Source organism: Bacillus cereus group sp. BfR-BA-01309 (assembly GCF_022664315.1).
Lineage (GTDB): Bacteria > Bacillota > Bacilli > Bacillales > Bacillaceae_G > Bacillus_A > Bacillus_A mobilis.
In genome coordinates this window covers 60,086-73,646 of the sequence record NZ_JAKUHE010000010.1, presented here as the reverse complement: position 1 = coordinate 73,646, position 13,561 = coordinate 60,086, and the positions used below count along the sequence as shown (strand labels likewise).

Below are 13,561 nucleotides of genomic sequence, written 5' to 3'. Positions count from 1 at the left end.
GGATGGGCATATGTTGAAGGTTGCAATTGCAGAAGATGATTTCCGCGTCGCGCAAGTTCAGGAAGAGTTTTTATCAAAAATAAAAGACGTAAAAGTGATTGGAAAAGCATTAAACGCGAAAGAAACGATGGAATTACTACAAAAGGGAGAAATCGATTTACTTCTATTAGATAATTATTTACCAGACGGAATTGGAACCGACTTATTACCACAAATCCATGCTGATTTTCCAAACGTTGACGTCATTATGGTTACTGCGGCAAATGAAAACCATATGCTAGAAAAAGCAATTCGAAACGGCGTAAGCAACTACCTTATAAAACCGGTCACGTTAGAAAAATTCGTTCGCACAATTGAAGACTATAAAAGAAAGAAGCAACTATTACATAGTAACAATGAAGTGAATCAAGCACTTATCGATAACTTCTTCGGCACTTCGCAAATACAAGACATGAAAAACTTACCGACAGGTGTAGATCCGTTAACACTGCAAAAAGTGAAAGGGATTATAAAAGGATTCGAAGAGGGAATTACAATAGAAGAAATGGGAGAACAAATGGGGGCCTCCAGAACAACCGCAAGAAGATATTTAGAATACTTAGTAGCGACAAACGAATGCACAGTAGAGTACACATATGGCATTATCGGACGACCAGAACGAAAATATCGCATAGGACGAGGACTATGAAAAAACGATTATTACTATGTATATGGATCATGACAGGAGTAATAGCTGGTTGTTCTGTAGAAAAAACGCACACGAATAAAGTGAACATAGAAGAAGTAGAAATCGTTGCGCCAAACGTTCAAGGAGCAGGATGGGACTTAACAGCACGGGCAATGCAAAAAACGCTAACAGAAGAAAAAATCTTCACAAAACCAATCACTGTCACAAACAAAGTAGGTGGCAGCGGTGACGTCGGATGGAAATATACGAAACAAAAAGGCGGTCACGTACTGGCGATCAACTCAAGCTTACTCATAACGAACAACTTACTAGGCCACAGTAAACTAACATATAAAGACTTCACACCGCTCGCAACACTCGCATCAGATTGGGAAGTCGTTGTCGTATCAAAAGAATCAAACATAGAAAACGCAAAGCAACTAATGGAACAACTAAAACAAGACAAGAAAAACTTCAAAATCGGCGTTGCCCCCGGCCTAGGAAACGACGATCACCTATCCTTCGTACAAGTAAGCAAAGCATTCGGCATAAACCCTGCCGAACTACAATTCTTCGTCTACGAAAACAAAGAAAAAATCATAAACGCCCTAACGAACAAACAAATCAGCGCCGCAACCATGACCCTATCCGAAGCCGAAAAACAATACAAAACCGGCAAAATAAAAATACTAGCCGTATCCGCACCAAAACGGCTAGACCGACTCCCAGAAATCCCAACATGGAAAGAACAAGGAATCAACGTCATCTTCCAGCACTGGAAAGGAATTATGGGCCCGAAAGATATGACGGAGGAAGAGGTTGCTTATTGGGATGGTGTGATTAAGAGGATGGTGGAGAGTGAAAGTTGGAAGGGGATTTTGAGGGAGAGAGGTTGGGAGAGTTTTTATAAGGGGAGTGGGGAGAGTCGGGGGTTTTTGGAGGAGAGTTATGAGTGGTATGGTGGGATGGTTGGTGGAGGTAGAGGAGATAAGTAATTTTAGTGCTTTGTACTTATAAAATATCGATATCATTCTTAGTATATACATTTATATAAATGTTTCCTTTTATAAAGATAATGCGTTATTATAATTTTATAAATTAAGATAGAAAGGGAACTAAAATGGATGTTAATAATATAGAGTTACCAGAATCATTAAAAGAAGTACTTTGGGATGGATGGATGCTCCTTGGTATTATATTTGTTGTATGTACTGTGCTTGTAATTATTAGATCTTATATACCAGATGATATGCTACCTATAATTAAAGGTGCTATAGCATTAGTTATTTTAGGCGGGATATTTTATCTAGGTTATTAAAATAATTATTATAGTTTATGAGTGAAAAGGAGTTAAGATGGCTAAGCGAAAGAAAAAGCAAGATGAATCGATATTGGGATCTTTACTAGTTATGACGTTTTTCGGGGTGTTGTGGAAACCGGAATTTTTAGTACCAATAGTAATGGTATCGGCCGCAATTATATTATTATATATGTATGTGAATGTAAAAAAGCTAAGAGAACTTCGGCAATCAGGAATTTATGATATTGATAAAATGAGCGGACACCAGTTTGAAAAATATTTAGGAAGTCTATTTCCGGCTTTGGGTTATAAAACAGAGATTACTAAAGCATCTAACGATTTTGGTGCAGATTTAATTTTGAGAAAAAATGATAAAAGAATTATTGTACAGGCAAAACGCTATAAGAATAACGTTGGAATTAAATCTGTTCAGGAGATTGTTGGTGCAAAAGAATTTTATAAAGCTGATGAAACATGGGTTGTTACAAATAGTGAATTTACAGCTGCAGCATACAAACTCGCTAAAGTGAATCGAGTTGTATTAATTAATAGAGAGAAACTTATTAAGTTAATTGGTCAGGGCAAACGAGAAAAGAGAAATTAGTGATACAAAAGGTCAGGTATAGACTTATGGAAAAGGCACTATGAAAAGTGTCTTTTTGTTTTGGATATAGAAAAATAATCCAGAAAACTTATATTTTAGTATATAATTTAAAATGAGAATGGCGTGTAATAATATTTTTAATAGTAAAAGAGAACTTTTGATCATTTTTTATTATTGTAACTCGTTTATTTGTATATATTTATATTTAATTTATATAAATGAAATACACGCATAATATGAAAAAAGAGGGGATTCTTGTGGGTTTACACATTATACCGAATGATTTGCCAAGCTTGACTCCAGGTGAAAGAAGAGTGCTTGAAAAGATTCGCTCTTTATATAAAGACGTGGAGCGAGAAGCGTACTTATATATTCAGCCAAGAATTAGACATTTAGAACCTGATTTTATTTTAATTGATTCACAAAGAGGTGTAACAATCTTTGAAGTGAAAGATTGGGAACTTTCTTATATTAATAGAGCAGATAGAAGAAAAATAGATTTAGCAGATGGAAAACAGGTAGATAATCCATTTTGTAAAGCTAACTTATACCATACTGCAGCACAGAGATTATTTAGGTTGCACGATATTTTAAAAAATGAACGGAACGAATTAAAGTTTAAATTACATACTAATGTTATATTTCCGTATCTTCATTCTAATAAGATTGAAGAGAGTGGATTAGATCAAGTATTTAATCAGCCACCAGCGCAGTGTATTTCATCTGACATGTTAAGTACAGTAAATATAAATCAATTATTTAAAAATGAATTTAGTTTCGTAGAAGAAGATGAAATTATTGCAATACGAACACTATTATTTCCAGAAATTAAGGTTAGTTGTAGCGATAATCAAATCAGTACAAAAGAATTAATTACAGCACTAGATGCAGAGCAAGAGCGTTTCGCGAAGCGTGTACCATACGGTCACTATATGGTAACTGGAGTTCCGGGTAGTGGGAAAACGGTTTTATTGCTAGCTCGTGCAATTCATCTAGTACGTGAACATCCAGAATGGAAAATAAAAATATTAACGTATAATAGGTCGTTAAAAACAAAAATTGAAAACAAATTGAATTCTTTAGCAGCTGATCTTGTCTTTATGAATGTGCGCTTGGAGAATATAGATGTTAGCACTTTTCATAAATTTGCGCTAGATACAGCAAGTATATGTGTACCCCAAAAAAATACAGTGAAGTGGTGGAATGAAGAATTGCCGGAAGTAGCTATACAGCGAGCTCAGTCATCATATGATGCTGTTTTAGTGGACGAATACCAAGACTTTCTAGATGATTGGATTCGATTATGTGTGAAGTCTTGTAAAGAACATACGTATGTTAATAATCAAAAGGAAACTGTTACGGGGATAAATTTATTTTTAGCAGGAGATAGACTACAGAGCATCTATAACAACTCAGATCATAGTTGGAAGAGCTTAGGTATTGATATGCGCGGGAGAAGTTCTTTATTAAAGAAATCTTATCGTGCCGGTAGTCAACATATAGATTTAGCCCTTAATTTCTTGAAACAAGAAAAGAAATTGGAAGAGGAAGTAAATAAATTTTATTGTCCAATGAGCGAACTATCTTTTGAGAATGAAATGAAAGATGGAGTTAGTTTTATTGAAGGATCGTATGAAGATATTAGTAATAAAGTCTACGAGCTTATTAAGCGCAAGGGCTATAAGCCAGAAGATATATTAATTTTGTGTAGAGAAGGAAAAGATTGTGAGAATATACAAAAGAAATTAAATCGTGAGATACGTCAAAAAGTAAAAGTTACAAAAAATATTACTGAAGGACATTTAATTATAACAACATATCATTCATCAAAAGGTCTTGAGGCACCAATTGTCTTTTTAGTTGATGTGGACAAGTTTGAAAGAATGGAGCTTGAACAAAATGATATTAAACTACGTAAGCTATTATATGTAGGCATGACAAGATCATCTGAGCATTTATACATTCATGCTGGAAGTTATGATAAACCTTCCTTTGGACAAGTATTAAGGAACGAAATATCTTGAGGATATCCTTGAAAATCTAAAGAGGAGTATAATTGAACTGAATGTTAAAACATTAAAGGTGTAGGACGGGGGAATTATGATGATCCATACTTTAGTAAGGGGACAAAAGATAGATGTTACAAAGAATCATCCAGAGATGAAAGGATTACTGGTAGATTTAACTTGGAATGCCCCGATGAATATAGATGTAGATGCATCAGCTTTTTTAGTAGGTTTTAATGGGGAAATTACTAAAGAAGAGGATTTCGTTTTTTATGGACAACCTTATTCTAGTTGTCGATCTGTTCAATTAAATCAAAATATCGCAAATGGAAGTAAACAAAGATTTTCGATAGATTTTACTCATATAAAAGATGAGGTACAAAAGGTTGTATTTTCGATTACAATTCATAATGCTGAAGAGAAGAAACAGGCGCTACGAGATGTTTCCCATATTCAATTGAAAATAAACAACGCACAATCAGGATTAGAAATTATTCATTTTCCTATCACGTATCCATTTACAGATGAAAGTGCCATTATTGTTGGAGAGCTATATCGACATGGAGGAGGATGGAAGTTCAATCCTATAGGAGCTGGTTATTTTGGTGGGTTAGCTGCATTGTGTACAAATTTTGGAATAGAAATCGCAGAAGATGAAAAACAATTTGCTCCTCCTGTAGAGAAGAAAATAGTTCCTACTCCGCCTCCAGTACAAAAAACTATTAATGCAGTGAAGGTTGAATTGAAGAAAAAACAATCTATAAATATACAAAAATCTAAAATGGTAACAGCTATTTTAGAATGGGAAACAAATAAAGATTTAGACTTATACTGTTTTTACGTAACAACTAATGGAGAAATAGGAAAGGTTTATTATAAAAATCTAGGTTCGTCTAAAGTCTCGCCATATATTGTGTTAGATGGTGATTCGCAAGAGCCAGGAAAAGAAACAATTCGTATTTACCGACCAGAAGCTTTAAAATATGTTTTATTTGCTGCGTATAGTGCTGTCGGCAATGGGGTAGGTAGTTTCTATTCTATGAAAGCTAAAGCAGTTGTCGATAATCATATGGGAAGCGTTGTAACAGCACCGTTATTAGAAATAAATGACCATGCTTATTGGGTATGCATTGCTCATATTGATTTCACGAATTCAAATGAGATGAAAATTTCACATGTAGAAAGCTACTCAAAAGACCATTCAGAGGCTTCACCACTCTTGTACGAGAACGGGAAGTTTCGAATGGATGTCGGACCGATTGAATTTAAAAATGAAGAGGATTATCAGAAGTATTTTAAATAATAGAGTAGAAAATCATACATCATATTGTATGATTTTTCTTTTACACATAGTTTGGTAAAATAGTAGTAATTGTAATTTATTGTAACGGTGGGGATGAAAATGTTAGAGCAACTCATAATTGAATTGGCTAAGTCAATAAAGCAGGTTGGAGATATAAAAGGTGATAAAACTTATCTGGTTATAAATAAAGATGATGAAGGATTATACGTTGAAGCTAAATTTTTACATGAGCAATATGAAGAGGAAGTACCACCTTATTTTAAAGTGAGCTTTGGAATTTTTAAGGATGCTTGGAGAAAATTTATCGCTATGCGTACAGTAAAGAATGAAGATTTTGGACAAGCGAGTGAATGTAATACTTTCTTGGTAGCTTTCTTTTCACAGCTTCCATTTGTGGATGTAAAGGAGTCGGGAGCTCTTACATTTAAAGAATTCAAAACCGATAATCTACCAAGCGAAAAATACGATAAAGTCATGCTCTTTTTAGAAGAGATCATGAATGGTACATATAATCCAAGTACGTTACGTGAACAAACGGATGAAAGTTTATATAGAGTGAAATCTAATGCGCGCCAAGATTTAAGATTGTTGGGCTTTTTGAATGAATCTCATGAAATGAATCAGCTGCTATTAAGCGAATGTGTTCAATCGGAAGATAAGAAAAACTACATGGCACAGTTAGTTTTAAAACAAGAATATTTTCGTCATGCTTTATTTGTTCTTGGATTGTTAGAGAAGTATTCAAAGGATGAAAAGAAAGTAGCTCTAGTTGATTTGGGAATGACAATTGTCCGGAATTCATTAGGGGATAATTTGATGGTTGAATCGGTAGCGAGGCGGCGTACGAATAATTTACTAGATTGGCTTGAACAAGTAGGACTAGTTAATGATGAATGGATTTCTGTTGAACAATATGTAAAAGATGATGGGGAAAAGGGCGGTAGTATGAACAGTAATTTACGTGAAAAGTTTTTAACGGTTATGAATGAGTATTTACAGGCAAGAACAGAAAGATTTGCGGGTCATAAAATGGGATCGGTTGTTAGGAATGAGATGACAACGGAAATAACGAGGTTACCATTTATTGATCATAATCAGTATGTTGTCACAGGATCAATTGGACAAGGAAACTGGGCTGCTGTTCCATGGCTTGCAATTATGAATAAAGATATTACGACATCTACGCAACGAGGATATTATATCGTTTATTTATTTAGTGAAGATATGGAACGATTATATTTAACGTTGGCGCAAGGTGTGACGGAAACGTCTAAAGAAGAGATGCAAAAAATTAAAGAAGAGATTCGTGAGCAAATACATATGTCCCAAAATGTAAAAAAAGATGATGAAATCTTCCTAGGGACAAGCTCAAAAGCGAAAGGATATGCGAATTCAACAGCTGCATATATTGTGTACGATGCTAATAAAATGCCAAGTGAAAAAGAATTAGTAGAGGATCTAGAAGAAATGCTTCGCTATTATGAGGGATTCATAGCTTATAAAGAGGAAGGAACAAAATATGAAGTGATTTATGGGAGGAAAGAAGTCTATTTAGATCAAAAATCCATTATTGATCATGTGTCTTCTTATATTCAAAGTAAAGGTTTCTATTATGAGGAAAAGGATCTTATTAATTTCTTCCTTTCATTAAAGACGAAGCCATTTGTAATTTTATCAGGTATTTCAGGTACAGGGAAAACGAAAATTGTTCAGTGGTTTGCGGAGAGTTTAGGGGCTACGGAAGAGAATGGACAATTTACACTTATTCCGGTTAGACCTGATTGGAGTGATAGTTCTGATTTGCTTGGCTATGTGAATCTTCAAGGCGAGTTTCAAGAAAGACCGTTAATTAAAGTTCTTCAAAATGCAGATGCAAATCCAAATAGGCCGTATTTTGTAGTGTTAGACGAGATGAATTTAGCTCGAGTAGAATACTATTTTAGTGATTTTTTAAGTGTAATTGAGAGTCGTAAATGGAAAGATAGAAAAATTGTTACGTCACCAGTACTTCCAGAATCAATTACGAATAAGCATATTACGATTCCATCAAATGTATATATTATTGGAACTGTAAATATGGACGAAACGACACATCCGTTAAGTAAGAAAGTATTAGATCGTGCGAATACAATTGAGTTTAATACCGTTAACTTAGATTATTTTAATTTCTTAATGGATGTAGAAGAGAAGGAAGCTGAAATTGTTTCTAATAGCTCTTTAGCAACCAAGTATCTTCATTTAAAAGAATGCTTTAAAGAAAGTGAAGATCTTGTGAGAAATATATCGAACGTTTTAATAGGAATAAATAAAATACTTGAATCAGTAGGTGCTCAAGTTGGATACCGTATACGAGATGAAATTTGTTTCTATATGGCATACAACGAACAAGGAAAGTTATTGTCATTTGATGAAGCACTCGATTATCAAATATATCAAAAGATTTTACCGCGTCTTGCGGGGAGCGATGGAAGAATAGAAGAGGTATTGAAGCAGTTGTATGTATTATGTGCAAATGAAGAATATGATAGTGGCAATAATGATGCTTCCTATGCTAAGTATCCTCGTTCGGCTAACAAGCTGTCTCATATGTTAAGGAGGTTCGAGTATGATGGTTTCACCTCTTTCTGGATCTAATAATGAAATAGAGCTAGTTAAGATTGAAACAGAGGAGCTATCATTGACGATTAAAGGAAATCCTTATCATGAAAAATATGAGAGTTTAAAAGAATATCACGCTATGAACGTAGAGGAAATGATGTATTTTCATGTAGATGGGAAGACGGAATCCGTTTCTGTATTTGATGCGAGATTGCAGAGATTAGATGAATGGAACGAACATCCACCAATCTTTTTTGAAAATAGAAGTTATCAGCTTGTTGTTATTCCGAAAAATAACAAGCTGCTCTCTTTTTATCATGAACATCCGGGTTTTCGAAAACAAGTTAGTTCTATTCAAATGGGACCACTTCATGTGTTAATGGGGAATCTTTCATTTCCAAATGAAGTAGGAAATACAACGTTTGAAATTAAAGATGAACAAGACACTTTATTAACTGTTACATTTGAAGTTTTCCCGGCAAAACTTGATTATAAGGATGATTACAGAGCCTTATTAGATGAAGTAAATGATGAAATTTATAATTTAGCGTTTCATTTACTGAAGAGAACATACTTAGGAGCATCTGCAATTTACGCTACAAATCCCTCGAAGAGTGAATTTTATCGTATTTTAAATGATTCCTTTGAGCGATTTATGAGGTCGATCTCTCATATTAAACGGCAACCGCATCATACGCTTATGACTAGACATCAACTTGTAAGAGGAGAAAAAATTCGTAAATTGGATTCTGTCGGAATGAACTATTTGCGAAAGCGACCACACTTGCTGCAAGGAGAAAACAGTTTACCGACTAAAGGTATTACGGCTTATAAGGAAGTTTCTTATGATACGCTGGAAAATCGATTTGTTAAATGGATGATTCAAAGAGTTGTACATAAAATAGATGATTTACTTAAGGCGCTAGAGACAAAATCTAGATATACACGTGGTGAAACTGATGAAGATTTGCTAGAACGTGTAAAAAGTATGAAGTATCGAATGAAAAATGAATTGAACGATCCATTTTGGAGAGGGATCGGAAAATTGGATCGCTCCGTTTTTTCACTCGTCATCCAAATGGCTGCAGGTTATAGGGATGCATATCAAATCTTCTTAATGCTATCGCGAGGTTTAACATTAAGAGGACAAATTTTCAAAATGTCTGTAAAAGATGTCGCAAGGTTATACGAATACTGGACGTATTTAAAACTCGGACAAATTCTATCTAAAAAATATATACCGCTTCATCAAGATGTTATTCAAGTTAAACAAGATGGTTTATACGTAACGCTTGATGAAAGTAAAACTGCAAAAAGAACGTTCAAGCATCCAGTCACTGGTGAAGTAATAGAACTGTATTTCCAGAAAAGGAACGGTAGACTGCCAACAGTTACACAAAAGCCAGATACGATGCTCGCTATTGAGAAAAAGGGAAAGAACTATCAATATCAATACATTTTTGATGCGAAATACCGAATTGATTTTGCTGAAAGGTCTCATTATAAAAAGAAGTATGGTACTCCTGGCCCAATGGAAGAAGACATTAATACAATGCACCGCTACAGAGATGCATTAGTTGTGGAACAAGATGGACCTTTTGAGCGGACAGCTTACGGAGCGTACGTATTATTCCCATGGAACCAAGAGGAAGCGTACGAGAACCATCCATTTTATAAAAGTATCGAAAAAGTAAATATCGGTGGCTTTCCATTCTTACCAAACGCAACAAGACTAGTCGAACAATTTCTAGACCATCTCATTGAAAAAAGCCCAGAAGAAATTATAAGAGAAGGCATCCTTCCAAGAGGCACAAAAGAAGAATGGCACTCTTCACTAGAAGAAAAAGTATTAGTAGGCAGTGTGAAAACTAAAAATGACTATGAAACATATAGAAAGAATGGCTTATACCAGCTACCAGTTACACAACTAAAACCAGGATGGCAAGAGGCAAAGTACATAGCATTATATGCACCGAAAAAATGGCACAGAGAAAAAGGTGGCATTCAACACGTAGCTAAAATCAAACACATTCAAATGCAACAAAACGATGAGTATGTATATTTCGAACTAGAGCCATGGAAAAAACTAGACCACCTCATCCGCCCAGTAGGATATGGCATTCAAACATACACAATAACAACTATGTCGTTATTAAAAGAAGTACAAGAACTCCCAGAACTATTTATGAAATCAAAAGAAGAACGAACTCTTTGGAAAACGCTGCGCCGTTTTACGAAGCAAGTTAAGGTGGAACTGGATCATAACAACTTAGATGAGGCTTCTTCTATTAAGAGTTATTATGTGCAAGATGTTCAGATTTGGGTTGATTATGAGAATGGGGTTGTTATGGTGGGGAGAGATGGGCGAGTTAAGGAAGTTCCTTTGGAGTTGGTCTTTAAGAATTCTTCAATGCTTTTTAAAAGTGTTTTAGAATGCTTATGTTAATAGTATTGTGCATTAGTAAAAATAAGCTAATGTTTTTATAACTTTGGAGATTTATAAAATAGGAGATAGTGATATTTTTATTAAGAAAATGGAGTGAGAATAATGAAAAACGTTTATGAAAAAATTATGGAATTCCGCGATCAAAGGGATTGGAAACAATATCATGATGAAAAAGACTTAGCGATTTCGATTTCATTAGAAGCGAATGAGCTTTTGGAAAACTTTCAATGGAAAAGTAGTGAAGAAGCATTAGCTACCTCTCGCCAAAATATTAAAGAGGAAATGGCTGATGTATTTATATATTTAATTCAAATGGCAGATAAAATGGATGTGAATTTAGAGGAAGAGGTGATTCGAAAGCTAGAGAAAAACGCAAAGAAATACCCAGTATCACAAGAAAGAGAAGGGGATATTAAATGATTATATATAACGAGACATCCAAAGATTTTTTGGAACATATCCGTGATAAACAGATTGGATATGTCTTGAAAAATAATTTGTTAAATAAAATGAATAAAGTTGTTTCGGATAGTGAAATAAGATCTTGGGAGAGGTCTTTGCCGCAAATGGCAAAATTACTCCGTGATGTGGAATTAAAGGATGATACACATGTACTGTTAGAGTATAAACTGCCTTCTACAGAGAAAAGAATCGATTTTCTTATTACTGGTCAGGATGAAACAGGAACAGATAATGCATTGATTGTCGAACTGAAACAGTGGGAAAAAGCAACAATTGCTGAGGGCGATGGAATTGTAAAGACGTTCTTAGGAGGACGTGAGCGCGAAACAGTTCACCCTTCATATCAAGCGTCATCGTATAAAAGATTTCTCCAAAATTTTAATGAGTCTTTATACGATGAGTCAGCTATTAGTTTGCATTCCTGTGCATACTTACACAATTATATTATGGATCGAGATGAGGAACCTTTATTAGATAATAGATACGAAAGGTATCTTCAAGAGTCCCCAATATATTTTCAATTTGACGATAGGGTTTTAGCTGAAAACATAAGCAAACTAGTCTCTAATGGGAATGGTAGGGAAATTGCTGCAGCCATTGAAACAGGGAGAATTCATCCTTCAAAAAAACTTGTAGAAAGAGCTAAGTCTTTAATTGAAGGAAATGAGGAATTTATCTTATTAGATGAGCAAAAGGTTGCTTATGAAAAAATTGTTAATATGTATGATCAAATGAAAACAAAAAAAGATCAGAAGCAAGTGATTTTGATAAAAGGTGGTCCAGGTACCGGAAAATCAGTGATTGGATTACATGTGATGAGTCACATGCTAAAGGAAGAGGCTTATGTAGAATATATTACGCCGAATCAGGCCTTTAGGGAAGTTTTACGAAAAAAAATGATTGGTACATCAGGATTTGTAGAATTAAGAGATTTATTTAAAGGATCTGCTTCTTATGTTGATACGCCAGAAAATTATTTTGATGTATTGATTTGTGATGAAGCACATCGTTTAAAAGAACATGGACATATGAAAAAGAAAATCGTGGGGGAAAATCAAGCTACACAAATTATGCGATCTTCTAAAATAAGTGTTTTCTTTATTGATGACTCCCAAAAAATATCGAAAAAAGATATTGGAAGTGTAGCTCTACTGACAGAAGAAGCAGCAAAAATTGGCGCTGAAGTTCATGTTGTAGAATTGGATTCGCAATATCGCTGCTCTGGATCTGGTAATTATATTGAGTGGCTAGATAGTATTTTTGGTGATGAAAATAATAGTGTAGCAATTGAAGGAGATTTTGATTTTAAAGTTATATTGGATCCTCATACATTAAGAGAGGAGATTATTGAGAAACGTGGTGGTAGGTTATTAGCGGGTTACGCTTGGGAATGGACTAAAAATACTAAGGGAAAAGAATTGGTACATGATGTTGTCATTAAGGAACATAATTTCACTCTACCATGGAATGATCCAAATCGAATTGATTGGGCTATACATCCAGATTGTGCACACCAAATTGGGTGTATACATACTGTACAAGGCCTAGAAATGGACTATGTTGGTGTCATAATCGGTAATGATTTAGGATATGACAAAGAAACTGGCACTCTAATTATTAGAAGAGATGAATTTAAAGATAAAGGGGCGAAACCAGCTAAACCGAAGAAAGGGCAAATTGATCCGTTAATTACTCTTGTTAAAAATACATATAAAACTCTTATGACACGTGGAATGAAAGGGTGTTATGTGTATTGTTGTGATAGAGAGTTAGAAAAATTTTTAGTAGACTGTATTAGTAGATATAGCCATGAGAAATAATCTATATTAGTGAACAATGGATACCTGTTAATCATAAAAATGTTTAGTTTAATGCAACACTTAAGATAACCCTCATACATCAGAGGCTTATGAACATATCAGCGAATTATTGAAAGAGATAGAATTAAAAAAGATTGTTCAAATTGGCTAAATGATATGTTAATTGAAGGTAAGGCAGAGTATGAGTAACATGCAGTTAAACTCTATTAGAACGGAATATTGTCTATCCTGAAAATATTGAAAAAAATAAAAAGTTGTAATATTATAGACGATAAGATATAAATCAAAAAAGATGGATATCCTTTTATTCAGTTTTAGATAAATATATTTAATTTTTAAGATAGGTATGTTTAAG

Annotated in this window: 10 protein-coding genes; all 10 read left to right on the top strand. The window is 34.3% G+C overall.

Annotated elements, in window-relative coordinates:
- Nucleotides 1-10 precede the first annotated feature (10 nt).
- The 10 genes from MR115_RS19260 to MR115_RS19215 all read left to right on the top strand — a co-directional run bounded on the left by MR115_RS19260 (nucleotide 11) and on the right by MR115_RS19215 (nucleotide 13,206).
- Nucleotides 11-688 carry a response regulator gene (locus MR115_RS19260; RefSeq protein ID WP_242242366.1) on the top strand — a complete coding sequence of 226 codons (678 nt, stop codon included), beginning with the start codon at nucleotides 11-13 and terminating at the stop codon, nucleotides 686-688.
- The gene (locus tag MR115_RS19255) at nucleotides 685-1,662 is read left to right on the top strand and encodes a tripartite tricarboxylate transporter substrate binding protein (protein ID WP_242242364.1); all 978 of its coding nucleotides are present in this window, start codon (nucleotides 685-687) and stop codon (nucleotides 1,660-1,662) included. Before MR115_RS19260 ends, MR115_RS19255 begins: the two co-directional genes overlap by 4 nt.
- Before the next feature lie 125 nt (nucleotides 1,663-1,787).
- Complete coding sequence (locus MR115_RS19250) at nucleotides 1,788-1,985, top strand: hypothetical protein (RefSeq protein ID WP_098270398.1); 198 nt, start codon at nucleotides 1,788-1,790, stop codon at nucleotides 1,983-1,985.
- Nucleotides 1,986-2,022: 37 nt separating this feature from the next.
- Nucleotides 2,023-2,571, top strand: coding sequence for a restriction endonuclease (locus MR115_RS19245; protein ID WP_242242363.1), 549 nt, complete (start codon nucleotides 2,023-2,025; stop codon nucleotides 2,569-2,571).
- 257 nt (nucleotides 2,572-2,828) lie between these two features.
- A complete protein-coding gene (locus tag MR115_RS19240) occupies nucleotides 2,829-4,595 on the top strand; it encodes a UvrD-helicase domain-containing protein (protein ID WP_098229516.1) in 1,767 nt (588 codons plus the stop codon).
- 79 nt (nucleotides 4,596-4,674) lie between these two features.
- Entirely contained in the window at nucleotides 4,675-5,880 is a 1,206-nt protein-coding gene (locus MR115_RS19235) for a TerD family protein (RefSeq protein WP_242242548.1), read from the top strand.
- Between the two features lie 99 nt (nucleotides 5,881-5,979).
- On the top strand, nucleotides 5,980-8,514 hold the full coding sequence (locus MR115_RS19230) for an MrcB family domain-containing protein (protein WP_242242360.1): 2,535 nt from the start codon (nucleotides 5,980-5,982) through the stop codon (nucleotides 8,512-8,514).
- The gene (locus MR115_RS19225; RefSeq protein WP_242242547.1) at nucleotides 8,489-10,924 is read left to right on the top strand and encodes a restriction endonuclease-like protein; all 2,436 of its coding nucleotides are present in this window, start codon (nucleotides 8,489-8,491) and stop codon (nucleotides 10,922-10,924) included. Before MR115_RS19230 ends, MR115_RS19225 begins: the two co-directional genes overlap by 26 nt.
- 102 nt (nucleotides 10,925-11,026) lie before the next feature.
- Nucleotides 11,027-11,344, top strand: a complete 318-nt coding sequence (locus MR115_RS19220; RefSeq protein ID WP_098228903.1) for a nucleotide pyrophosphohydrolase — start codon at nucleotides 11,027-11,029, stop codon at nucleotides 11,342-11,344.
- Nucleotides 11,341-13,206 (top strand): DUF2075 domain-containing protein, encoded by a 1,866-nt coding sequence (locus tag MR115_RS19215; RefSeq protein WP_098228904.1) that lies wholly within the window; start codon nucleotides 11,341-11,343, stop codon nucleotides 13,204-13,206. The genes MR115_RS19220 and MR115_RS19215 overlap by 4 nt, the downstream gene beginning before the upstream one ends.
- Nucleotides 13,207-13,561: the final 355 nt, after the last annotated feature.